General features: G+C 43.3%; 22 protein-coding genes and 1 tRNA gene. 9 read left to right on the top strand and 14 right to left on the bottom strand.

Annotation, left to right across the window (positions count from 1 at the left end; translation table 11 throughout):
* The first annotated feature begins 146 nt into the window (after positions 1-146).
* Entirely contained in the window at positions 147-1469 is a 1323-nt protein-coding gene (locus tag AAEY72_RS13120; protein ID WP_352310845.1) for a valine--pyruvate transaminase, read from the top strand.
* A 93-nt stretch (positions 1470-1562) separates the two neighbouring features.
* Here AAEY72_RS13120 and AAEY72_RS13115 read toward each other — a convergent pair whose 3' ends face one another.
* From AAEY72_RS13115 to hisB, 4 genes are all read right to left on the bottom strand, one after another.
* Entirely contained in the window at positions 1563-2465 is a 903-nt protein-coding gene (locus AAEY72_RS13115) for a DJ-1/PfpI family protein (RefSeq protein ID WP_352310843.1), read from the bottom strand.
* 605 nt (positions 2466-3070) lie between these two features.
* On the bottom strand, positions 3071-3460 hold the full coding sequence (locus AAEY72_RS13110; protein ID WP_201592789.1) for a hypothetical protein: 390 nt from the start codon (positions 3458-3460) through the stop codon (positions 3071-3073).
* A 200-nt stretch (positions 3461-3660) separates the two neighbouring features.
* Positions 3661-4305: an imidazole glycerol phosphate synthase subunit HisH gene (gene hisH, locus AAEY72_RS13105; RefSeq protein ID WP_352310841.1), complete on the bottom strand. Its 645-nt coding sequence runs from the start codon at positions 4303-4305 to the stop codon at positions 3661-3663.
* Positions 4305-4970 carry an imidazoleglycerol-phosphate dehydratase HisB gene (gene hisB, locus AAEY72_RS13100; RefSeq protein ID WP_010197269.1) on the bottom strand — a complete coding sequence of 222 codons (666 nt, stop codon included), beginning with the start codon at positions 4968-4970 and terminating at the stop codon, positions 4305-4307. Before hisB ends, hisH begins: the two co-directional genes overlap by 1 nt.
* A 386-nt stretch (positions 4971-5356) precedes the next feature.
* Between hisB and AAEY72_RS13095 the strand changes: the two genes are divergently transcribed.
* Complete coding sequence (locus tag AAEY72_RS13095) at positions 5357-5779, top strand: hypothetical protein (protein WP_194620473.1); 423 nt, start codon at positions 5357-5359, stop codon at positions 5777-5779.
* A gap of 123 nt (positions 5780-5902) precedes the next feature.
* Positions 5903-5978, top strand: a tRNA-Phe gene (locus tag AAEY72_RS13090).
* 104 nt (positions 5979-6082) lie between these two features.
* On the opposite strand, the gene AAEY72_RS13085 is transcribed toward AAEY72_RS13090, so the two are convergent.
* Positions 6083-6454 (bottom strand): hypothetical protein, encoded by a 372-nt coding sequence (locus AAEY72_RS13085; RefSeq protein ID WP_352310839.1) that lies wholly within the window; start codon positions 6452-6454, stop codon positions 6083-6085.
* Positions 6455-6633: 179 nt separating this feature from the next.
* Between AAEY72_RS13085 and AAEY72_RS13080 the strand changes: the two genes are divergently transcribed.
* Positions 6634-7134 (top strand): DUF4385 domain-containing protein, encoded by a 501-nt coding sequence (locus AAEY72_RS13080; RefSeq protein ID WP_352310837.1) that lies wholly within the window; start codon positions 6634-6636, stop codon positions 7132-7134.
* Between the two features lie 127 nt (positions 7135-7261).
* Positions 7262-7933 carry a phosphoglycolate phosphatase gene (locus tag AAEY72_RS13075; protein ID WP_352310835.1) on the top strand — a complete coding sequence of 224 codons (672 nt, stop codon included), beginning with the start codon at positions 7262-7264 and terminating at the stop codon, positions 7931-7933.
* A 33-nt stretch (positions 7934-7966) separates the two neighbouring features.
* On the opposite strand, the gene AAEY72_RS13070 is transcribed toward AAEY72_RS13075, so the two are convergent.
* Entirely contained in the window at positions 7967-9544 is a 1578-nt protein-coding gene (locus AAEY72_RS13070) for a YifB family Mg chelatase-like AAA ATPase (RefSeq protein ID WP_352310833.1), read from the bottom strand.
* A 374-nt stretch (positions 9545-9918) separates the two neighbouring features.
* On the opposite strand from AAEY72_RS13070, the gene AAEY72_RS13065 reads away from it, so the two are divergent.
* Positions 9919-12366, top strand: coding sequence for a penicillin acylase family protein (locus tag AAEY72_RS13065; RefSeq protein ID WP_352310832.1), 2448 nt, complete (start codon positions 9919-9921; stop codon positions 12364-12366).
* 248 nt (positions 12367-12614) lie between these two features.
* Positions 12615-14156, top strand: a complete 1542-nt coding sequence (gene hemN / locus AAEY72_RS13060) for an oxygen-independent coproporphyrinogen III oxidase (RefSeq protein WP_352310830.1) — start codon at positions 12615-12617, stop codon at positions 14154-14156.
* A gap of 233 nt (positions 14157-14389) precedes the next feature.
* On the opposite strand, the gene AAEY72_RS13055 is transcribed toward hemN, so the two are convergent.
* From AAEY72_RS13055 to AAEY72_RS13030, 6 genes are all read right to left on the bottom strand, one after another.
* Positions 14390-15805: an esterase-like activity of phytase family protein gene (locus AAEY72_RS13055; RefSeq protein ID WP_352310828.1), complete on the bottom strand. Its 1416-nt coding sequence runs from the start codon at positions 15803-15805 to the stop codon at positions 14390-14392.
* Positions 15806-16009: 204 nt separating this feature from the next.
* On the bottom strand, positions 16010-16870 hold the full coding sequence (locus AAEY72_RS13050) for an SPFH domain-containing protein (RefSeq protein ID WP_189583983.1): 861 nt from the start codon (positions 16868-16870) through the stop codon (positions 16010-16012).
* Between the two features lie 12 nt (positions 16871-16882).
* Positions 16883-17380, bottom strand: coding sequence for an NfeD family protein (locus tag AAEY72_RS13045; protein ID WP_352310827.1), 498 nt, complete (start codon positions 17378-17380; stop codon positions 16883-16885).
* Between the two features lie 199 nt (positions 17381-17579).
* Positions 17580-18140 carry a porin family protein gene (locus tag AAEY72_RS13040; RefSeq protein ID WP_010197230.1) on the bottom strand — a complete coding sequence of 187 codons (561 nt, stop codon included), beginning with the start codon at positions 18138-18140 and terminating at the stop codon, positions 17580-17582.
* A gap of 207 nt (positions 18141-18347) precedes the next feature.
* Complete coding sequence (locus AAEY72_RS13035) at positions 18348-18902, bottom strand: porin family protein (protein WP_189583977.1); 555 nt, start codon at positions 18900-18902, stop codon at positions 18348-18350.
* A gap of 110 nt (positions 18903-19012) precedes the next feature.
* A complete protein-coding gene (locus AAEY72_RS13030) occupies positions 19013-19558 on the bottom strand; it encodes a porin family protein (protein ID WP_010197225.1) in 546 nt (181 codons plus the stop codon).
* A gap of 288 nt (positions 19559-19846) precedes the next feature.
* Between AAEY72_RS13030 and AAEY72_RS13025 the strand changes: the two genes are divergently transcribed.
* Positions 19847-21079 (top strand): 8-amino-7-oxononanoate synthase, encoded by a 1233-nt coding sequence (locus AAEY72_RS13025; RefSeq protein WP_352310824.1) that lies wholly within the window; start codon positions 19847-19849, stop codon positions 21077-21079.
* Between the two features lie 176 nt (positions 21080-21255).
* On the top strand, positions 21256-22065 hold the full coding sequence (locus AAEY72_RS13020; protein WP_352310822.1) for a methyltransferase domain-containing protein: 810 nt from the start codon (positions 21256-21258) through the stop codon (positions 22063-22065).
* A gap of 270 nt (positions 22066-22335) precedes the next feature.
* Here AAEY72_RS13020 and dnaK read toward each other — a convergent pair whose 3' ends face one another.
* Together dnaK and grpE are read right to left on the bottom strand one after the other, a co-directional pair.
* Positions 22336-24276, bottom strand: a complete 1941-nt coding sequence (gene dnaK, locus AAEY72_RS13015) for a molecular chaperone DnaK (RefSeq protein ID WP_194620492.1) — start codon at positions 24274-24276, stop codon at positions 22336-22338.
* Positions 24277-24532: 256 nt separating this feature from the next.
* The gene (gene grpE, locus AAEY72_RS13010) at positions 24533-25132 is read right to left on the bottom strand and encodes a nucleotide exchange factor GrpE (RefSeq protein ID WP_189583952.1); all 600 of its coding nucleotides are present in this window, start codon (positions 25130-25132) and stop codon (positions 24533-24535) included.
* Positions 25133-25381 lie beyond the last annotated feature (249 nt).

The raw sequence follows: 25381 nt of genomic DNA, 5'->3' as shown, positions 1-25381 counted from the left end.
GCAAAACTTCAAATATTTATCACTATATAAACCATTATCAAACCCACTCTTTGCCCACTAAACACATTCCTCATTTGCTATACTAGCCTAACTTTTATCAATCAAATCCCTTCTTACAACATCCTCCAAAACAGCATGGTAGTCTTATGAAATTCTCAAAGTTCGGTCAAAAATTTACCCAGCCCACTGGCATCTCACAATTGATGGACGATTTGGGCGATGCGCTAAAAAGCGATCAGCCAGTCAACATGCTGGGCGGTGGTAACCCTGCCAAAATTGATGCCGTTAATGAGCTGTTTTTGGAGACTTATAAAGCGCTGGGCACGGACAATGATGCAGGTGAGGCCAATAGTAGCGCTATCATCAGCATGGCGAATTACTCTAATCCGCAAGGTGACTCGGCCTTTATCGATGCCTTGGTGGGCTTCTTTAACCGTCATTACGATTGGAACCTCACCTCAGAAAACATTGCCCTGACCAATGGCTCACAGAATGCGTTTTTCTATCTGTTTAATCTGTTTGGCGGGGCTTTCGCTGATGAAAAGAATGGAGCTGTAGACAAATCTATTCTACTACCATTGACCCCTGAGTATATCGGCTATAGCGACGTGCATGTCGAAGGTCAGCATTTTGCAGCGGTATTGCCACATATTGATGAAGTGACTCATGATGGTGAGGAAGGCTTCTTTAAATATCGTGTCGATTTTGACGCATTAGAGAACTTGCCAGCGCTAAAAGAAGGCCGTATCGGCGCGATTTGCTGCTCACGCCCGACCAATCCAACGGGCAATGTGCTGACCGATGACGAAATGGCGCATCTAGCCGAGATTGCCAAACGTTATGACATACCTCTCATCATTGATAATGCCTACGGTATGCCCTTCCCAAATATCATCTACTCTGACGCGCATTTGACGTGGGATAACAATACGATTCTGTGCTTTAGCCTGTCGAAAATTGGTTTGCCCGGTATGCGTACGGGTATTATCGTGGCCGACGCCAAAGTAATCGAAGCAGTCAGTGCGATGAATGCCGTGGTCAATCTAGCGCCGACACGCTTGGGTGCAGCGATTGCTACACCACTGGTAGAAAACGATCGTATCAAACAGTTATCTGATAACGCGATTAAGCCGTTTTATCAAAAGCAAGCCACCCTCGCTGTGAAGCTATTAAAAGAAGCATTGGGCGATTACCCGCTAATGATTCATAAGCCTGAGGGCGCGATATTCTTATGGTTATGGTTTAAAGACTTACCGATTACGACAGTCGAGTTATACGAGATTTTGAAAGAAAAAGGTACGCTTATTGTGCCAAGCGAGTACTTCTTCCCTGGTGTTGATGTCAGCGATTATAAGCACGCACACGAGTGTATTCGTATGAGTATCGCGGCTGACGAGCAGACGCTCACTGATGGTATTGCAGCAATTGGTGAAGTGGTACGTGAGTTGTATGATGAGGCTAAAAAATAAGATTAGCTGCTAAAATAATAAATTCAAATAGCAAAACAGAAAACGGACTTATTAATAGTCCGTTTTTTTATGCTATGACCGTATAAGAGCAGTTTAGCTAAGCGCTTTTAACAAAGCTTTAGCACTGATCTTACCAAATTCATTAGCGGCTAATGGCCCATCACCTGAAATCAGCTTTCTATCTTGATGCGTCTGTCCTGAGGCGAGCTTATTGCTAATCGTGACACCCAAATCTTCTAACTTTTCACCGAAGTACCAAGGCATCGTACCGGGCAGATAGCCAATTTTTGGCATTTGCTTATCCATACCAGTGGGGAACGCCACCATCTTATAGCCTTTAAAGATGAAGTCGCTTTCAGACTTATCCGACCTATTAGGACTGTCGAGATTAGCGGCTAATAAAGCCGCCGGGCCATGGCAAATAGATAAAGTAAATAAATCTCTATTATGACCCCAACGTAGCAATTCACCGAGGTTTTGGTCTTCGGGCAGACCTAACATCGCGCCATGACCACCCGGAATAAAGATTGCTGCATAATCTTCACTATCAGTCATATCGTTTTTAACAAAGTTAGCGATACTTTTTGGGTTATTCAGCGTTGATTCATATTCAGCATAGATTTTTTTGACGTCGTCATCATTGTCTGGCATTGCCCACTGTTCAACTTTCACAGACTCACCTGTAGGGGTGAAAACGTCTACCTTAAAACCTGCTTGCTTAAAATGCAGTAAAGGTACCATCATTTCAACGGGATGATTGCCGGTATCGAATTTTTTACCATTTTCCATGGTCATGTACTGCTCTTCGGTGCAGACCATTAGAATTTTTTTATCACCAGTGTACGGCGCGTCATACTCCGTATGGTCATAGTTAGTTTTACTTGGTGCGGCAAGTTTCAGTGATGATTTAGAAGGAATAAAAATCCCCGCTTCGGTTTCTTGCGCCTCTAAACCTAAAGTATCTTTGGCCTTGCCTAATAAATCCTGGATATTCATAGTTTTTCCTAGTTATTATTAATTATGGAGGATGGATATAGTCGATTCAATTTAAAAGTAGTACGAGGCAACCGAGTGTAGATGTATATGTGATACTTCAAGCGAGGTTAACGCTGTAATACTTTTATAGTGGAATGACTATACCTAATCAGGCGATATTTAAAGACAATATGCTTAGAATATACGCCGATACCGCTACTCTTTGATCTTAAGATAACAAACTGAGAAAGGGTTAAATAGCTAAGACTTTTTATATTTCGTAAGCTTTGTAAAGAGAGCGTGTTTAATCTGTCAAATTACAACCGCTGCAATAGCTATAGTCAATCCTCTATAAATTGGATACGGTGTCAAGCTTGCTTAGTCTACTACTTGTAGTACTTTCACTCGCCTTCCTTGTATCCAAATTATACTGAACCGACTATACCTACTTAGGAAAAAGCTATTTTAGAAGTAATTTGTGTGGATATTCTTATAGGAGTATTGTTCTTGACGAACAAACGCAAAAGCATGGTATCAAAGTGATTTGGTGAAGTGGTACGCGAGTTGTATGATGAAGCCAGAAAATAAGCAATCATAAACTCAAATAGCAAAACAATAAACGGACTCTAATAGTCCGTTTTTTGATGTCGTTTAATCATAGGTTTAACTTTACTGACTGACTGAAAATTCTTTGTCCATACGGTAAAACCATATAGTACGTAAGAGAGCAGACACGTATTGATCAAATCATGAATGCTGGCTTTAAGCTCTGCGCTGCCTATCGCTGAGAGACCAAGCTCGGTAATCGTCTGGCGATTATCCAAATACTCACCCAATAAGGCGATAGCTGTCACCATAATTAAAGCAATAAATGCCCTAACGCTGTACTTCTTAAAAATTGGACGCATCAGGATTAAACTTAATAGATAAACGCTGATGCCTACATAAATATGTAAAGCATCTTTTTCCAATCCTGTGGCATTCACGACACTATTTTTGAAGATATAAAAATCCACGATTTTATTCCGTGTATAAGAGATAGAGAATAGCTGAGTATAAATAAAAACCGATTAAGTATAAATTTAAAATAAAAAAGAGTTTGCGACAATGCAAACTCTCTTGCGTGAGGGCAAAGCAATGCTTTACTTCTTCCTCGCTCAGGTTACGCCATTGCGAACCTACCTTCTGCTAAATTAAATATTTGACGCATATTTTGCTAAATATCCCACTCTACAAAATTCTTTAACAACTGCAAGCCAGCGGTATGACTTTTTTCTGGGTGAAATTGGGTCGCAAATAGATTGTCTTGGATGACGCTGGCACAAAACGGCTGACCATAATCACAGACAGCAGCAACTTGTGAGCTATCGGCAGGCTCGCAGTAGTAGCTATGCACAAAGTAAAAGTGCGCATTGTCCTCAATACCCGTCCACAATGGATGCTCAAAGTCCATACCACTAATGGTGTTCCAGCCCATGTGCGGTACTTTAATTGTAGCACCTTGTTTGTCTTTCCACGTAGGGTTAAAGGCTTCTACCGTGCCGTTCAAGATACTAAGACAGTCTGTACCGCCATTTTCAGATGACTGCTCAAACAACGCCTGCATGCCCACACAGATGGCCATAACGGGCTTGTTAAACACTGCATGGCGTATGACGTCATCAATACCTGCCTCGTGCATGCCAGCGATACAGTCACGCATAGCACCGACACCGGGGAAGACTATCTTATCTGCTGCCGCCACCACTTTGGGATCGTTGGTGATAGAGACGTCTGCCCCGACCACTGACAATGCTTTACTGGCGGAATGCAAATTACCCATACCATAATCTAGTAGTGCAATTTTGGTCACTTTAGCCATTAAAATGCCTCTTTGGTCGATGGTAGTGTATTTAACGCACGCTCATCATATTCACAGGCCATGCGTAGCGCACGAGCAAAGGCTTTGAAGGTTGATTCGATTTGGTGATGGCTGTTTTTGCCTTTTAGATTGTCTAAATGCACCGTCATCCAAGAATGGTTAACAAAGCCGTAGAAAAACTCACTAAACAAATCAACATCGAAACGACCCACGTGCGAGCGGGTAAACGGAATATCCATATGCAAACCTGGACGACCTGATAGATCGACAACCGCACGAGTCAATGCTTCATCTAGCGGCGCATAAAAGTGCCCGTAACGACGAATGCCTTTTTTGTCGCCTAATGCTTTGTTAAAGGCTTGCCCAAGCGTAATACCCGTGTCTTCCACGCTATGGTGATCATCAATAAACGTATCACCGTTGCATTTGATATCTAAGTCAAACAAACCGTGACGCTTGATTTGATCAATCATATGATCCAAAAACGGTACGCCAGTATCTACAGTACCTTGACCCGTACCATCAAGGTTGACGGTACAAGTGATTTGCGTTTCAGCAGTGATGCGTTCAACGGTCGCGATACGTTCAGGGCGACCATGTAGATTTAGGTTTTTTGGTGCAGTTTGCTCAGGTGTGTCAGCGGTCGTCGTTGTATTGGCGGTCATGGCTACTCTCTATCAGTTTTTTATCAGTGAAAAGCGGTCAATAAATAGGGCAAAAAAGCGCCTATTTCATTGTTGCTAGTACCTGAATCAGCACTAGCAAAAAATGTATTAGAAAATGATATATACAAAAGATATCAAGGCATTAGGGTTTATACGTATTAAATATTATATAGCCTCATCATAGCAAACCCTAACATTTACCGCCACGGTCAAGCGGTAAACCACGCACAAAATTACCTCATTCTGCTAAAATAGTGTATTCAGTATTATCAATCATGACTCGCACTGACTGTGAGACATCATATTCTGTAGCCTACTCTCTATGGCATAGTGCTGTGTCATACTGCTACTTTATACTATAAAACCCTTTGTTTATAGGAACTGCCATGCCTTTAGAAGCGATCGCCATTAATAGCTTGGATGCCCCACTTATCAAAAAACCTGCTCGCGACAATGAGCTAGCAGAGCGCTTGCAAGCGTTGTACGATAGCGATGACGCGCAGCCTGATGGTCTCGAGGTATTAAATATCGTTGAGCAAGGCTTTAAGCGTGGGCAATACCTATATGTCGGTATGTTCAATGACAAGCCTATCGCTGCCGTTGCCTGTTTTGATGATGGGCAGACCAATGCCAAGCGCTTACAGTATCTTACTGTTCATACCCAAAATCGTGGTCGTGCTATCGATGCCAAGTTTATTAAACTGGTTTATGATGCCGAAGTGAAAAAAGGCGTGCGTGAGTTTGTCCCTGCTGATGCGGATATTCACCGTATCATGAGCGAGTATGAGCTTCTGCGTGTCAAAGATTAGTTTTAGCGTTAAAAAGCGATATTTTGATAAATAAGTCATTTTTTTTAATCTTTTATCGCTTATGATGCAAAAACTACTTGACAGTAACGCCTATATTTAGTTTAATAGCGCCTCAACGAAGACGGCTCGATAGCTCAGTCGGTAGAGCAACGGATTGAAAATCCGTGTGTCGGCAGTTCGAACCTGCCTCGAGCCACCATTCGTTTAAGAATTCTAAAAAGCCCCAAACATTGCTGTTTGGGGCTTTTTTTATGCTTAATTTTTATCGTATTCTTTAGTATTGATTTTATTCATGCGTTTCTCTTATTCGTATAGCCGACCACGTAATAATAAATTACAACGCTCGCGTGAATCCAAGTCATAAATGGTCGCACGGTAATCAATACCGTGACGGCCTTCAAAAAACACCACCCGATCGCCCACGGCTAAAAAACAAGACGTACGCGCATCATAGATAAAACCATCAATGACGAATGCCAAATCACGATCTATCTCACGTACCGTATAGGTCTCACCTTGCGGAATCAAACGCTCAAACCATGCGCTATGGGCGGCATTGGTGCTTAGCACACTTATGAGCAGCAGCGCTGATATCATAAAGGTACTTTTTAACGACATCGCAAAAGTCGCACCGGCTAAGCTGATTTTATTTAGGATATTTTTATTAACTGTCATGACCTTAACCTACTCAGACCTGCTCAATGATTGATTCTGTTCGCTACGCTTCTTATGCTAAACACTTACTGTCACGGTTGCATAACATTTCTGTGCTGTTTTTTAGACGGCAGTGCTCAGTATACTCGATAGCAATGTTAATCATAAATAAGACAGATAAATGCTAATAGGGATAAGCGATGAGAGAATTTGATTATGATTTGGATTATAAAAACTTAGACTTGCGGGCGCAGCCTGAGCTGTATCGCGTCGGTCGCGGTGAGCAAGGTGTATTATTGGTAGAGCCTTATAAGTCTGAGATATTGCCGCACTGGCGCTTTGCCACGCCTGATATTGCGACTGAAAGTAGCGAGGCTATTTATCAGATGTTTTTAGATTATCTGGCAGCTGATGACTTTGTCGGTGCGGATATGGCGCGCAAATTTATTCAAATGGGTTATACCCGCGCCCGTCGCTATGCCAATCATCAAGGCGGCAAGAAGTACAAAGGCCCTGTTCCTGAGGATAAAAAAGGTCAAAGCGGTGCGCATGGTCGCCCAGAGTTACCACGGCAAGAGGAAGACCCAGTCAAAGCAGAGTCAGCGCGTATTTTTAAACAAAAATGGGATGAGTGCCGCGAGAACAAAGATTATCTAAAAATGAGAAAAGAGCATCGTGAACGCTATAAAGATGTCGAATAGATGCTAATACTCAAGATATTAAGCACAACAGGTAACTAAAGTAACTGGTCTCAAAACACTACTGTGCTAAGGTATGGCACGATATACCAAGCATAATAAATATAACGACTTCCAATAGTGAGGAACAATGGATAAGCAACTTTTGATTTTTGATTTTGATGGCACACTGATCGATAGCGTGCCAGATTTGGCTGATGCGACCAATGCCATGCTGACCACGCTTGGCAAAGAGACCTATCCTATTGACAGCATACGTAATTGGGTCGGCAATGGCTCAAGAATGCTGGTCGAGCGCGCATTGGTGGGTAAGGTAGAGGTCTTAGAAGGTGAGTTGACGGTCGAGGAAGCTGATCATGCCGAGCAGGTGTTTTTTGATGCTTACAACAATATCAGCGGTAGCAAAACCGTCGCCTACCCAGATGTCGATAGCGGACTAAAGAAGCTGAAAGATGCAGGTTATATACTGGCATTAGTGACCAATAAACCCATTCGCTTTGTACCCAAGATATTACAATCATTTGGCTGGCAGGACTTGTTTGCCGAAGTGCTGGGCGGTGATAGCTTGCCTGTTAAGAAACCAGATCCTGCGCCGCTACTGCATGTCTGCAATGCGTTGAATATTAACCCAGCGCAAGCCGTTATGATTGGTGATTCTAGAAACGATATCTTGGCAGGACAAAACGCCAATATGGATACCCTTGGACTGTCCTATGGTTATAACTACGGGCAAGACATTCGTGAGCTGAATCCTACCGAAGCATTTGATGACTTTGCCGCCTTGGTTGATTATCTTTTATAAGGATAAATGACAAATAGCTGAACATCACGTCAGCTACTTACTTCGATAGCTCAATGCCTCTGACACGTGGGCACTCGTGATATCGGTACTGTCGGCAAGGTCTGCGATGGTACGTGCAACGCGCAAGACTCGATGATAGCCGCGTGCCGATAGATTCAGACGTTGCTGAGCAAGCTGTAATAGCTGCTGCTCGCCCGCGCCTAGCTGAATATATTTATCAATCTCGCTCGGGCTAAGCTCATTATTGACCTTTTTTTGCCGTTTTAATTGATGCTTGTGCGCGGCAGCGACCCGAATCCGCACTTGCTCGGAGGTTTCACCAGCTTGAGCATTTTGCAAGTCGGCAATCGGTAACGCTGGCACGGTAATATGCAAATCAATGCGATCAAGCAGTGGGCCCGACAGCTTATCTTGATAGCGCTTAATCTGCTCGGGACGACAACGACATCTTGCCGAGCCGTCACCATCATAGCCACACGGACACGGGTTCATCGCCGCTACTAGTTGAAAGTTGGCTGGGAAGGTCATTTGTGAATTAGCACGGCTGATGGTAATTTGCTTCGCCTCTAACGGTTGGCGCAGCACCTCTAACACCGTACGATCAAACTCTGGTAATTCATCAAGGAATAACACGCCTTTATTGGCAAGGGTAATCTCGCCCGGTTTGGGACGTGAGCCGCCACCGACCAAAGCCACGGCTGATATGGTGTGATGAACTTGCCGAAATGGCCTTGTCCCATAATCATAATCACTGTCTGCCACCGAATAAGTACTGGCAACTTCTAACGCATCCTCAGCACTCAAATCTGGCAAAATAGTCGGTAGCCGCGAGGCCATCAGTGTTTTACCCGAACCGGGAGGCCCTGTGAACAATAGCGAATGACCACCAGCGGCGGCAATCTCTAGCGCACGCCTCGCATGATGTTGGCCTTTGACATCAGCCAAGTCTACTTTATAACCCGTGTGTTTTTCTATCGCAGCGGGCGGTACAATCTCTAAGCGCTCGTAAGTGGCATTTGGATTGGTCAAAGATTGCAAATGATCGCAAACGGCCTTTAGACTATCCGCCGCCAATATCTCTACACCCTCGACACGGCTAGCCTCGGTACCATTATCGATCGGGACGATTAACTGCGGCGTTTGTGGCTCTTGACCCTGCTCCGTCAATTCCAGTTCATCATTATCTGCTGTCTGTAAGACTTTGGACGCCAACACTTCCGCCTTTATCGCTCGTGCTACTGCCAAGCTACCAGTGACTTGCCGTAAATTCCCGTTGAGCGCTAACTCACCGATAAACTCAAACCCTGATAGTACTTCTGGATCCAACTGATCGCTGGCTGCCAAGATGCCAATGGCAATGGGCAAATCCAGCCTTGCACCATCTTTTGGCAAATCTGCTGGCGCTAAATTAATCGTCAGGCGACGATTGGGAAACTGAAAGCCAGAATTCAGAATGGCTGAGCGCACTCTATCTTTACTCTCGCGCACAGCGGCTTCTGGTAGACCAACGATGGTCAATGCTGGCAAGCCTTGCGATAAATGCACCTCAATAATGACCTTGGGTGCGTGCAAACCGACGACTGAACGGGTATAGACTTGAGCAAACGACATCAGCGTTTCCTAATAAAGGGAGCTTTTGATCATAAAGTATTATGTATCAGTGCGCAAATGTCGTGTATTTTATAATAAAAATGGTTTGTCTACTGCTAAACCTCACTTTCTTAACGTTTTAACGAACCAATATCTATGGGTTTTTTGAATGCCGAGCTATGATTTTAAAGAATAAAAAGCGCTCCTACCTTTTATTTTTATAAGAAAAATAATTTTATTAAATTACTGGTAAAGTTATTTCTTTTAGGTATATGATTGGTGAGTGTTTGTACACTGAAAGCAACAATAGCAATTTATTGACTATTTAGAGCACGACAGATAAAAGGATTATCAGTGCTTTAAATCGTAAAAATTAACCATGGATGGTAAATACAATGAATATATTGATTAAAAATCGGCGAGCGCCCAGACTCACATTACTCACAATGGCAGTTTCCTTAGCACTATTAGGCTGTTCGGATAGCGATAACGATTTTGATGATGATGAAGTCGTCACCCCTTCCGCGACTTATGAGGTCGACATTCAACGTACCGAGTTTGGTATACCTCATATCACCGCAAAGGATTATAAAAGTCTAGGCTACGGTGTTGGTTATGCTTTTGCAGAAGATAACTTCTGCTCACTAGCGAAAGAAGTTGTCGTCGCTAGCGGTCAGAGCATGCTGTATCTAGGCGATGAAGGTAATGTTAATAGCGATGTATTTTATACTTGGTACAACTCTCCAGAGAGACGAGCTGGATTCTTAGCAGCTCAAGATCCTGAAACTATCGATGCGGTCACAGGCTATGCAGCAGGCTTTAGCCGTTATCTGCGAGATAAAGGTGTGGCGAATATTGATCCTGCTTGTGCTAACGCTGAGTGGGTTCGAGAGATTACTATTGATGACCTACTGACAGTTTATGGTAAAGCCAATCTACGCGGTGGGCTCTCTAACTTTGTCAGCCCCGTTGTAGCGGCAGCTCCTCCTGCAACTACTGGCATTCAAGGTAGCTCTAGAATGAGTAGCGTCGAGCCTACAGTAGAGTCAGATGAAGAGTTTGACATGACGACTATCAATGTACTGAATGGCGGTAGTAACGCTTATGCCTTTGGTAGTGAGGTGACAGGGACAGATAGTGGTGTCCTATATGGTAACCCACATGAGCCATGGAACGGTGTCCAGCGTTTTTATGAGTTTCATACAACGATACCAGGCGAGCTTGACGTGATGGGCGCCGCCCAACAAGGTCAACCTTTTATCAATATTGGCTTTAATAAAGACGTGGCTTGGAGTCATACCGTATCAACTGCCAAACGCTTTACGCTTTACCAGCTTAATCTAGTAGATGGCAACCCTTTGAAATACAAATACACAAATAGCGCGGGTGTGGTTGAGGAACGTGATATCGAAAAAGTCGATGTGACGGTTCAATTGCCAGACAATCAAACGTTGGTTCAACCTATCTATTTGTCTCAATATGGGCCTATGCTCGCGGCTAACTTGCTTAGTGGTCTTTTGCCAACGTGGGGTGCGAACAATCTGGCTTATACGATTCGTGATGCGGCCTCTGAAAATCCAAGAGCACTTAATCAGTGGCGCAGTATGAACATGGCCACTAGCGTTGAGGATCTCGTCGATAGAATGCAGACTACTTTAGGCCTAGGCTTTGTTAATACCATCGCCACCGATCGTAATGGCAAAGCGCTCTATGCTGATATCTCGACCGTGCCTAATGTCACTAGAGAAAAGCTAGAAAGTTGTGGTACTAATGCGGGGATTTTCCTGAATGCTCTGATTGCATCTGACTTGCCCGCACTAGATGGCAGTAAAGCTGCCTGTGAATGGGGCAATGATGCCGACTCACCACAAGCAGGTATTTTTGGCGGTTCAAACTTACCATTCTTAATTCGTGATGACTACGCTCTAAACTCGAATGACTCTTATTGGTTTAGTAATGCAGAACAGCCGTTGACAGGATTCTCACCATTATTGAGACGTGGGTTGTTACCTCTTTCTGAAGATGCCGCGCCATTATCTCCACGTACTCGTATGGCCTTTACTCAAATATTTGATCGATTAAGTAATAAAGATGGTTTAGGCGGAAATACCTTTAATCTTGATAATATGCAACAAGTTGTCTACGGAAATCGCAGTTATGGTGCTGAATTAGTGCTTGATGATGTTTTGGCAGATTGCCAAGCTAATCCAATATTACCTTTGACTGACGGTGGGACTATCGATGCCACTCAAGCTTGTATTGTCTTGAGTAAATGGGATCGTCGTAATAATCTTGATAGTAAAGGCGCTCATGTCTTTAGAAAATTCTGGACTAATTTTGGGTTTAGTAGTTATGCAGGATTTAGTGTTCCCTTCGATAAAGCTGACCCTGTTAACACGCCTCGTGACTTAATCATCAATGATAAAACACGTAAAGCTTTGGGCGACTCTATTAGCTATTACAGTAGTAAAAATATTGCGCTTGACGCACCGTTAGGTAGCTTACAATTCGTTATTGATGCGGACAGAAACGGTGAGAAAATTCCTATGCATGGTGGCTTCGGTGGTGAAGGCATCTTCAACGTTGCCAGCTCAAGTCAAAACAGCGATGGCACTTATGGTCCAATTACCAATGGTCCAACTTATATGCAATCGGTAACGTTTGATAGCAAAGGTCCGGTCGTGGAAGCGCTGTTAGCTTTCTCGCAAGCTGGTGATACCACACGTCCTTTCCATCGTGATCAAACCCGTCGTTATGCAGACAAAGACTGGATACGTCTGCCTTTTAGTGCTGGTGAAGTATCTAAACAAGCAGTTGGTGCTAAAGTTGAGTTAAGAGAATAAAATTCTTCGTTATTTTAATATAAGCAAAAGCCCTCAGATAGACTCTGGGGGTTTTTCTATTTTTAAAACAAAGTAAATCCATAGGCTAAGAGAACTTACCAATCACCCTATTATGAGCAAGGATTTGCTATACTATCCTTTGCAAACCAAGTCACTACTATCGCTAAAAGACGCTGATACGTTATCTGTTATCACTAGTGGATAAGGTTGCTTTAATAGGCGCAAACAGCATCAAAAAGGAATGCCACATGACAGAACACTCTGAAACAAACACCCAGCAGCCTTATAATCGTGCAGGAGAGCAACCCACCACGGTACGCCCTGTCATGCAGCCGGACAACCCTTACGCCAGTACGCGCGGCAGTATTATGACCAAGCAGCTACCTACATTTGATGAATCGATTATCAATAAATACAATCGTTCAGGGCCACGCTATACCTCTTATCCAACGGCATTAGAGTTTTCACCAATCGCTGATGGCATTGAAACAACCATTCTCCAAAATCGCGAAGCCCGTGCGCCATTATCGCTCTATTTCCATATCCCATTCTGTCGTCATCTCTGCTATTACTGTGCCTGCAATAAAATCATCACCAAAAAAAATAGCGACTCAGGCGATTATTTGCAGTACTTAATCACTGAAATTAGCCACAAGCGCCGTTTATTATCTGCACCAGAGGGCAGCAGTAAACCACTCGTTAAGCAGCTCCATTTAGGTGGAGGCACGCCGACGTTTTTGAGTGATGAAGAGATGGGTCAACTGTGGGATTTTTTGCAGACCCAGTTTGAATTTTTACCCGAAGGTGAAGGCGACTACTCTATTGAGATTGATCCCCGTGAGCTGGGTGACGAGACATTAAAAACGCTACGCAATCTTGGTTTTAATCGCGTCAGCTTAGGTGTGCAAGACTTGGACGAAACAGTACAAATCGCTGTCAATCGTGTGCATTCAGCAGAAATGATCGAGAATGTGCTCACTGAGGCACGCGAGCTGGGTTTCCGTTCTATCAATATTGACCTGATTTATGGTCTGCCGCATCAAACGCCTGCAACCTTGGATAAAACCGTATGCCGCATCATTGAGATGTCACCAGATCGTCTGTCGGTATTTAACTACGCGCACCTGCCAGAACGCTTTAAAGCCCAGCGTCAAATAAAAGAAGCAGACCTACCAGACCCAGCGGCTAAGCTTGCCATGCTCGGCAATACCATCAACACACTGACCGAAGCTGGCTATCAATACATTGGTATTGATCACTTTGCCAAGCCTGATGACGAGCTCGCGGTGGCGCAGCGCGAGGGCAAACTGCATCGTAATTTCCAAGGTTACACCATTATGGGTGACTGCGACTTGCTAGGCTTTGGTGTCTCCTCTATCAGCCAAATTGCCAATGCCAATACCCGTTATATTTTGCAGAATGATACTGATTTACAAGCGTATCAGGCCAATATCGCTGCGTCGAAAAACAACCCTACTATCATGCCAGCGGTAAAAGTAATTAAAACGTCGATTAAAGATCGCTTACGTGAATATGTGATTATGAAGCTACTCTGTCACGACTATATCGACTTTAAAGATGTGAATCAGAAATTCGGTGTCGACGCCATTACTTACTTCATTGATGAGATTCAGCAATTGGGCGAGATGCAAGATGACAAGCTCATCGATATGGATGCCGCTGGGATTCGGGTCTTACCAAAAGGTCGCCTACTCGGTCGCAACGTCGCCATGGTATTTGACGAGTACTTGGCAAAGAAGCATCAAAATCGCTTTTCTAAAGTTATCTAACTATAGTCAAAATATCCTAAAGACGCGACGGTATTGCTGATATCGGTTTTTTGTAGCCTCTGTCTGCGCAGGCACAGCAAGCAAGGAAAATTAATATCAGCAGTGCATCATGTATAGATATTACTTTTTACTGACTATAGACTGGCTTTTGAGTTAGTTATTAGCAATAAAAAAGACCTCAAGCGAGGTCTTTTTTATGATAAATGCGGCGACTTACCATCCGCCACCTATCACTACTCAATAGGCATGACGATGTACAGCCTATTGGCATCTATGATGGTTTTTTCTTTATCGAGATATTTATGTTCAACGGTGCTTTTTGGCTTTTTATTATCCCGCCCTACTATGTCCGTATCTGTCATCGCTGAATCTGTGATAGAAAAATCATCATCGTTTAACAACCCAAGTGAGCCATCTTGGCGTAGCCACAGACCTTCAAGCTTGTCATGTGGATAATCTAAAGTAGCAAGTACATCGACGACTAAAGTTTTCTTAACGGGCATAATATTGATATTTTCAAGTACCTGCCAGTGATCTTCATCATCTGCAATAAGCTGCTCAAGTGTTTTTCCTTCGACGGTTAGACCAACATGCTCATCTTGTTTAATCGCCTTTAGGTGGTTGGCAGTACTAATGGTTTCTATGTCTGTTGCCTGTGAGAGGTTAATTTTATAAATATATTTTTTTGCCGACTCATCTTGTAGGGGGAATTTACGATCATGTTCAATGAGATAAAATTCATGATCGCTGAGCGCGACTAACCCTGACACCACATGCTCCGCTACATCAAGACGATATAAATATTGAGCAATCTGGCCAGATTTTAGGTTAATGGTAATAACCCGTGTCACGCTAGAAACGCGCCCTGATTTATCAGGATTGTCCATTGACGATTCTATAATGCCTACCAGCGTGGTTTGATTTGGCGTAATCGTTAATGCTTCCATTCCACGATTGGCGCGGCGCTTGGTAAACCCCATCGGTAATAAAATTGGCGTGCCATCAATCATCACATTGTTACGCTCATCACTAGCAAATGGGTTGATACGCTCAACCTCTAACCCATCCGCGTCATAGTGGACGAGATGTGGACCATACTCATCACTAATCCAAAAACTTCCGTCTGTAAGTGCAGCGAGTCCTTCGGGGTCTAAACCATTGATATCAGTCTTGATAGGATTCGTCACTTTATCAAAAGGCAGGTTAGGATTTACGGTCATCGGCTGACCATCGATATCATAGGGCACTTCATTGGTCCCGCCCAATGCTTTTGGATTTGGTAGCCCAGAGATAGGATTGCCATTGCTGTCTTTTAGCACTATCTCTTTTATCTTGATAATTTTGCCAGCGTCATGTAACTCAAATAGCCCGATTGACGGTGTATAACTCGGCACTAAAAACTGCTTACCTTTACCCGCAATCCCATCAAAATCAGCATTGGGACCTCGATCAGTAAGTACATAAAACTGATTGGCATTAATTGGATGTGCCGCTGCGTCTGAGACGTAGCCACCACCACGAATCTCTAATTTTTGCTCAGGATAGGCGGCATTAATATGGGTCGCATCAAGCACGGTATAAGGTAATGGGCTGCCTTGAGGGAAATTCTCTATTGAGATTATTTCAATATCTGGATTTTGCTTGGTCATTATTTTTTTCCTTGTATCAGTATTTTTATTATGTAAGAAAAGATGTTTCATGTTTCGCGCTTGAAAAACCAGCAAAAATAGTATGATCAAATTTAAGTCAAAAAAATAGCCAGTGCTTCGCATGCTCACTGGCTATTTTTATAAGTTGTAGCTATGTGATCAAAGAACATGTGATCAAAGTACATGTAATCAAAGCATTATTGCTTAAACCTTCAATTTATCACCCACCATACCTTTCACTGTACTGAGGATATCAGCAGGTAGTACCACCATTTTTGCGTTATCAGACTCAGCCAGCTCACGAATCGCCTTGATATACTGCTCACCCAGTAAGTAAACAATCGGCATCTCTTCAGTGCCCATGGCATTGGTAATCAAACGAATAGACTCTTCTGACCCTTTGGCAAGCACCACTTGTGCTTCTGCATCGCGACGTGAGGCTTCCAAACGCCCATCTGCCTCTAAGATAGCGGCTTGCTTTTGACCATCAGCACGCGTCACTGTTGCACGGCGTTGACGTTCAGCAGCTGCCTGCTCTTCCATCGCTGTCTGCATGGTCGCTGACGGGTTGATATCTTGAATTTCTACTGTCTTTAGCGTGATACCCCAATCAGAAATATCTTCTGAGATGGCATGCTTGAGTTTGGCCTTGATCTCGTCGCGGCTAGATAATGCGCTATCCAGATCCATCTCACCGATGATTGAACGTAGCGATGTTTGTACCAGATTACGAATACCGTATTCATAATCTTCGATACCATATACCGCCTTATCAGGACGAACGATATTAATATAAGCGACGGCGTTCGCGATAATAACGACGTTATCTCTCGTGATGACTTCTTGAGAAGGAATATCGAGCACGATGTCTTTGGTCGTCACTTTATAAGACACATCGTCAACATAAGGAATAATGAGGTTTAGCCCTGGTTCTAGTGTTTGGCTATATTTACCAAGACGCTGCACGACCCACTTATACCCCTGCGGTACGATCCGAACACCTTTAAATACGGTAAACACCACCAGCGCGATCAAAACCACCATTACGATATTGAAACTTCCCATATTTCACCCCTATTATATTTGCACACTTTTATGTATCACGGCCTGCGATTTCATACTACTGACGACCAATTCATTACCAACGATATCTGTCACGATCACCCGATCACCGACCGCCACTTGTTCCCCTTGCGTGCGGCACATCCATTCAGCCGCTCCCACGATAGGCACACTAAACCGTACCATGCCCGCTCTTTCAGGCTGCGGCGGTACGATAATCATACCAGTCTCACCGATAATGACGCTGCCGCCTAGCCCTGCCTTGGTACGATCCACTGACAGAGGCTTAATAAACTTAAACCATGCCAATAGAAACACCGCAGAAAGTACCAGCCAAATAACAATTTGGACAGCTAACGAGATAGGTAATAGCCACGACAGTGCCGCGACGATAATAGCAGCAGCACCAAACCAAAGGCTGGCAAACGTCGGAACAAACATCTCGACAATCAGTAACACAAAGCCTAATACCAGCCAATGCCACGGTTCAATCATCCAGAGCATCTCAATCATTGATATATTCCCTGTCTTTGTCATTCTAGCTTTCAATGTAGCACATTTTTAGAGCGATAATGCCTTAAAAATCATTAATATACTGCTGACTTTGCCGAGTGGAGGCAAAAGCCTAATGAGTATTTGTAAATGCTTCAACCAAAAAAAACGACCACATTCGTGATCGTTTTTTTATTAATCTCTTTGCAGTCAGGCTAACTTAGAATTTTACATGAGCACCTAAAGTAACGCCACTTACCTCGAGATCATCCACTTCAGGATAGATGTTATACATAGCTTCTACAGAAGCCATAGGAGTGAGGTTATAGCCCAATCCTAAGCTACCAGCGACACCTGTATCAGAAACGCTAAAGCTCTCACTGTTGCTAGCAATAACTTTATCTGTATAGTCTACATCAATTTCATTTTTCGCAACACCTAGGCGGCCTTTGGCGTACAAACCGGTATTTGGAAAATTGTAATCATAAGTCGCATATAGGCCATATACATCAGCACTATATTCTGACTTTTCAAAAGTATCATCAAACGCATCTGCATCGTTAGTCGTCAAATATTCAGCTTCCACACCAAATTCTGGAGTGAATTTATAGCCACCATAGACACCGTATGATACTGCATCATCTTCTACATCATCTGGACTGTACTGACCCACTTTTACACCAGCGTATGGCTGACCAGCGTAGTTAACTGCTGCTTGCGCACTAATACTCATTAGAGAACCAACTGATAATGCGATCAAAGCTTTTTGTAAAGTATTCATCTGTCTTCCTATTAAATAAAACTAAAATGTAGCCTGAGTGGACATAGCAGAGCACATAAGTTAGCTGAACTATTGTTGAATTCGAGATTCTAGCAGAAGATTATTTTTAATGCATTCTTTTTTAATGACTTTAACCGTAGCTTTTTTCGTACAAAAAAACGACCGCCGAAGCGATCGTTTCTTATTCTATAATTAACTAGCAATCATTTAGAATTTTAGCTGTGCACCAACCGTCATAAGATCAGCATCGCTACCTAGCTTGTCGTATTCAGCTTCGACGCTGAAGTTAGGATTCACCGAATAACCAAGGCCTACACCACCAGCAAGACTGGTATCACTTTCTGAATAAGTCTCAGTTCTGACTTCAGTGTTGCCGATATTGCGGGTGAAGTCACCTTCTATCTCAGTTTTAGCGACCCCTAGTTTACCTTTGGCGTATAAGCCAGTATTAGGGAACTGGTAGCGGTAAGTACCGTATGCGCCATAGCTCTTAGCATCGATATCACCGCCGCGATAATCTGCGTCGTCTGAGCCGACATATTCTGCTTCGACACCGAAGTTAGGATCGAAATTATAGCCACCGTATACACCATAAGCGGTTGGATCATCAGCGCCATCTACGTCTAGGTCAAACTGACCGACTTTAGCACCGATGTACGGCTGCCCAGTATAACCATTGCCATAAGAAACGGCGGCTTGTGCACCCATGCTTACTAAAGAACCAGCGGCTAGTGCAAGTAATGTTTTTTGTAGAATTTTCATTGTGTTCTCCTAATATCGTCTTTTTTTAATTGCTTTTATATGAATTATTGGGGTAAGAAACGACCAGTAGACTGACCATTTCTTCCTTCTATCATGAATCTATCTGAGATTTAGAACTTAAGATGTGCACCAACGGTTAACAACTTAGCATCGACATCACTGTCCATCATTGAGTATTCAGCCTCAACACCGAAGTCAGGGTTTACTGAATATCCAAGACCGACACCACCAGCGATACCTGTGTCACTAGTAGAGTTTGACACTCTAACTGGACCAACAGTATAGTCACCTTCTACTTCAGTTTTGGCGACACCCAGTTTGCCTTTAGCGTATAGTCCCGTGTTTGGGAAAGCATAACGGTAAGTACCGTAAGCGCCATAAGTCTTGGCATCGAGATCACCGTTTCTGTAATCAGCATCATCTGAACCGACGTACTCTGCTTCAACACCGAAGTTAGGATCGAAGTTATAGCCACCGTATACACCATAGGCCGTTGGATCATCAGCGTTATCAACGTCTAGATCGAATTGACCGACTTTAACACCAACGTATGGCTGACCGGTATAACCGTTACCATAAGAGACGGCTGCTTGTGCACTGACCGTTAGTAAAGAACCAGCTGCTAGTGCAAATAGAGTTTTTTGTAGAGTTTTCATTATTAGCTCCTTTAACTTATATGGGCAAGCAAGTTATTCTTAATGGCTTTCTAAGCCTCATCGCCCTGCTTGCTAACGATGAATATATAGTAACAAAGTATTTCATACAGTCTGTCTGTGTTTGATGGCATCAGAGTTAAGATTTGCAAGCGTTTGTCAGCCTATGGGTTACAAAGGTCGAGATATGAAATTTTTTGTTACAAGTAGCCGATTTGTGCAATACTTCCTACTTATCAGACAGTCAATGAATGTTAAAAAGTCAAAAATAAGATAAAGGAAGACATCAATATGACAAGTTCTATCGTGGTGCAACTGCAAGAATCATTGACGCATATGAAGTCTCAGCAGCAATACCGCAGTTTACCAAGCTTAGAACATCAAGGACGTTATGTGGTGAGCCAAGGCAAGACACTGCTGAATATCGCCAGTAACGACTATTTAGGCTTGGGTAGCGATACAGAGTTACAAAGCGAGTTTCTCAAGCAAATAGATCGGTTACCAGTGGCGCAACGACCAAAGATGAGTGCCACTTCCTCGCGGTTACTTACCGGCAATGATATACAGTTGCAAGCATTAGAGTCTGAATTGCAAAGCTGGTATCAAAATGCAACTGACAAGCAAGACTTATCCGCTTCAAAATCGGTGCTGGTATTAAACAGCGGCTATCATACCAATCTTGGTATCCTGCCAGCTCTGACGGCGCTACCAGTCAAAACGCTTATTTTGGCTGACAAACTGGTGCATGCCAGTATTATCGATGGGATGCGGCTAAGCCAAAGCAAACTGGTCACCTATCGTCGTTACCGTCACAATGATTACGAGCATTTAGCCAGATTTATTGAACAAGCAGATGAAACGGTTGAGCGCATCATTATTGTCACTGAGAGTGTTTTTAGTATGGATGGTGACCGTGCTGACTTGCTTCAACTGGTACAATTAAAAGCCAAAGATGCTCGCATTGAGCTATATGTTGACGAGGCTCATGCCATTGGTGTGTTAGGTGACACTGGCTTGGGACTAGCGGAAGAAACACACACGTTAGCAGATATTGATTATTTGGTGGGGACGTTTGGTAAAGCGTTTGCGTCAGTTGGCGCTTACATCATGTGTGATGAGGTCGTCAAACAATGGCTAATCAATGCCATGCGTCCGCTGATTTTTAGTACTGCATTGCCACCGATCAATCACGCATGGACCCGATTTATTTTAGCAAAAATGCCAAACTTGACCCACCAACGCACATATCTGGCGCAGATCTCTATCAAGCTTAGTCGAGCCATCGACCAACAACACCGCGCATCGCCAACTTCTCAAAACATAAGCTATGATTCACCTATTATCCCCTATATATTGGGCGACAATGCGTGTGCGCTTGCTAAAGCAAAACAGTTACAGGCAGCAGGGTTTTACGCATTGCCCATCAGACCACCCACCGTTCCTGCAAACACCGCGCGTATTCGCTTAGTCATGAATGCCAAACTAACCAACGAAGACTGTGAACGGCTAATACAACAGTTATAATTCCACTATCTAGCAAGGACAATGGTCCTACTATAGTCGATTCAATTTAAAAGTAGTACAAGGCAACCGAACGTAGATGTATATTTAATACTTCAAGCGAGGTTAACGCAGTAATATTTTTATAGTGGAATGACTATATCGATTGATAATTGGCTCAATTGGATGTAATAAGATCTATGGAAATACTCGTTACACCTGATAGTTTTAGCGCTAGAAAACAAACCATCGCTCGCCATTTTGCCAGTGCCAGCGACTATGACCAGCATGCCAGTATTCAGCAGACAGTCTGTCAGTATTTACTAGAAAATATTGCTCATACCAAACAAAGCAGCGTATTAGAAATTGGTGCCGGCACCGGTCAAATGACACGACTACTGGCTGAGCATATACAAAGCCAGCATTGGCTGATCAATGAATTGTGCGCTGAACAAGCGGCTACCTTGCAATCAATTTTACCAACGGCTGACATAGCGATTGGCGATGCTGAAACCATGGACTTGGAAGGAATACACAGCTTGATAGTCAGTGCAAATGCAGTGCAGTGGTTTGATAATCCGTTGAACTTTGTCACGCAATCAGCACACCGTCTACAGCCTGGAGGTCAACTACTCTTCAGCACCTTTACGCCCAATAATTTTTTGCAAATTAAAGCGCTAACGGGTCAAGGCCTTGATTACCCAGATATCACTGAATGGCAGTCAGTATTGACGAATGCTGGCTTTGAGCATATCGAGCTTTCAATTGAGCGTTTCGACTTACCATTTATCAGCCCCTATGCTGTGTTGAAGCATATGAAACTGACGGGTGTCTCAACCAGTCAAACGCAAGTATCTTCAAGGAACACGCCACCTTTCAGATGGACGAAAGCGCGTTTACAACAGTTTGAGTCAGATTATTGGCAGCATTTTTCTGCACAAAACGAAGATGGCCAGTCTTGCGTTAATTTGACGTATGAAGTACTGACCGTGAGTGCGTTTAAACCCTAAATAAGCCATATAGTCAAAATATCCTAAGAACGCGACGGTATTGCGGATATATCGATATTACTTTTCACTGACTATACCTAATATTACTAACAGAAATTATAGCCATAAAAAAACGCACCCCGAAGGATGCGCTTTTTAATTTAACTTCTTATCGATTTGTATCGATTCTACCATTTTCAAAAACTTGAGTAGCAAGGAAAACGAGCGTAAGTACTACATTGAGTAGACTAAGCGAGTTTGACGCAGCTAATCGCGTTTTTGGATTTGGTGCTACTTCTTATCTTCGTCTACTTCAGTAAACTCAGCGTCAACCACGTCGTCATCAGCTTGGTTGCCACCAGCAGCATCCGCGCCTTCTTGGAATTGGCTTGGATCCATACCTTCAGCGCCAGCACCTGCATCAGCGTAGATTTTTTGGCTGATTGGTAAGAAAGCATTGTCTAATGCTTCAAGCTTGGCTTTGATGTCATCATGGTCATCTTCTTTAGCCGCTGTTTCAAGCTCAGTGATAGCCGTTTCTACTGTTGATTTTTCTTCATCAGTCACTTTATCTGCTGCTTCTTTTAGTGCTTTTTGTACGGCATGGATGCGACCATCTGCTTCGTTGCGTACTTGCGCTAGGTTAGCGAATTTCTCATCTTCAGCAGCATTGGCTTCTGCATCACGAACCATTTGTTCAACTTCTTCGTCCGACAAGCCAGAATCCGCTTTGATCTGGATACTTTGCGCTTTACCAGTACCTTTATCCGTTGCTGAGATGTTCATGATACCGTCAGCGTTGATGTCAAAAGACACTTCAATTTGTGGTAGACCACGTGGTGCTGGTGGAATGTCCGTCAAATCGAAACGACCAAGCTGTTTGTTTTGGTTAGCGATTTTGCGCTCACCTTGATATACCTGAATCGTTACTGCTGGCTGGTTGTCTTCAGCGGTTGAGAATACCTGTGATTTCTTAGTAGGAATCATGGTGTTTTTCTCGATAACTGGCGTCATGACACCGCCCATCGTTTCGATACCAAGGGTCAATGGCGTCACATCAAGTAGCAATACGTCCGTTTTTTCACCAGACAATACCGCGCCTTGAATGGCCGCACCAGCTGCTACTGCTTCGTCAGGGTTCACGTCTTTACGTGGCTCTTGACCGAAGAATTCTTGTACTTTTTGCTGTACCAGTGGCATACGAGTCTGACCACCAACCAAGATAACATCATCGATGTCGCCAATTTTTATGCCAGCATCTTCAAGGGCAATTTTACAAGGGCCCATGGTACGTTGTACTAGCGCTTCAGTTAGGCTCTCAAGTTTTGAGCGGCTGATAGTAACAACCAAATGCTTAGGACCATTGCTATCTGCAGTGATATACGGCAAGTTTACTTCGGTGCTTTGGGCACTTGATAATTCAATTTTCGCTTTTTCTGCCGCTTCTTTTAGACGCTGCATTGCCAATGAGTCACCTTTTAGGTTGACGTCTTGGTCTTTTTTGAACTCGTCTACTAAGAAGTCGATCAATGCTGAGTCAAAGTCTTCACCACCAAGGAATGTATCGCCATTGGTTGCTAGTACTTCGAACTGCTGCTCGCCATCAACGTCAGCGATTTCGATGATTGATACGTCAAAAGTACCACCACCCAAGTCATATACAGCAACAGTGCTATCGCCTTGCTTTTTGTCCATGCCATAGGCAAGTGCAGCAGCGGTTGGCTCGTTGATGATACGTTTTACATCAAGACCAGCGATTTTACCCGCATCTTTAGTGGCTTGACGCTGTGAGTCATTGAAGTAAGCAGGTACAGTTACGACTGCTTCAGTCACGCTTTCACCAAGATAATCTTCTGCTGTTTTTTTCATTTTTTTCAAGATTTCAGCAGAAACCTGTGGTGGTGCTAGTTTTTTGCCGTTGACTTCTACCCATGCATCGCCGTTGTCTGCTTTAGCGATTTTGTAAGGCACCATGCCGATGTCTTTTTGCACAACTTTGTCATCAAAACGACGACCGATCAGACGCTTAATCGCAAACAAGGTGTTGTTTGGGTTCGTTACCGCTTGACGCTTGGCTGACTGACCAACCAAAATTTCGTCGTCTTTGTAAGCGACGATCGATGGTGTGGTACGCGTACCTTCAGCATTTTCGATGACTTTAACTTTGTCACCTTCCATTACTGCTACACATGAGTTCGTTGTACCTAAATCAATACCAATTACTTTACCCATAATCAAATGCTCCTAATTTGTTTTCAATATAAATACTTATATGTTCAGACCATAGTTGGTCACTTGTTGCTATATATCGGTTTGCTTATTAATTTTTTCAAGTCAAAAGCCACGCAAAAACTGTCTTTTGTGTGACTTTTTGTGAAAACCCTTACTAATAATGAGGTTTAGCACAGTTAAAAACTGATTGTTCACCACTTATATAATAAACCGATGACTTAAAGCGTTACTGCTGCTGACGATATCAGCTCAAATATTATTGACCGACACGAACCATCGCTGGGCGCAACAGACGACCATTCAAGCTATAGCCTTTTTGTAGTACCGTACCGACGGTATCTGCTTCGGCGTCTGGATCAATGCCTACCGCTTCATGAAAGTCAGCGTTGAATTTCTCACCTTGAGGTTCAACGACTTCTACGCCATTTTTGGTTAGTAGTGCTAATAGCGCTTTGTGCGTTAATTGAACGCCTTCAGCGACTGGGTCATTGGCATCAGCGTTTTCCATGGCACGCTCTAAATTATCAACGATGTCCAGTAGCTCTTTAGCAAATTTCTGTAGGGCGAATTTTTTGCTTTTATCCGCTTCTTGTTCCATACGTTTTTGCGCGTTATAAGCTTCAGCATTGGCACGGGCGGTGCCTTCTTTAGCTTGCTTTACTTCGCCTTCTAGCTCAGCGATACGGGCTTTAAAAGTGTCAAGATTGATGTCATTTTCGATCGTCATCTCTTCACCTGAGTTATTCTGTGGATCAAACTCTTTCAAGGTTTCTTCTAAAATACTCTCATCGTGGTCAATATTGTCATGTGACACATTTTGCTCAAGAGATTCTTGGTTCGTATTCTGCTCGCTCATGGTAGCTCCTTAGGATTATTAATATAATGGTTGGTTTTAAGGCACAACAAACCGACCAAGGGCTGATCATTGTGCTTTTATTAATGGCCTAACTGTTTTTGTTCATTCTTTTTTAAATGCGCTTCAATAGCTGCTTGATAAAGGTGATGACCATAAATTTCAAGCCTAATATGAGGAATTTTTCGCTTTAGCCAGATAAATCATTGCAGAGCATAAGGATTATTGTCAATAACGCAATAAATGCTGCGA

The sequence above is a fragment of the Psychrobacter sp. W2-37-MNA-CIBAN-0211 genome, from assembly GCF_040309405.1.
Classification (GTDB): Bacteria; Pseudomonadota; Gammaproteobacteria; order Pseudomonadales; family Moraxellaceae; genus Psychrobacter; species Psychrobacter glaciei.
The sequence above is the reverse complement of the archived record's forward strand: the minus strand, read 5'-3'. Positions and strand labels throughout refer to the sequence as shown.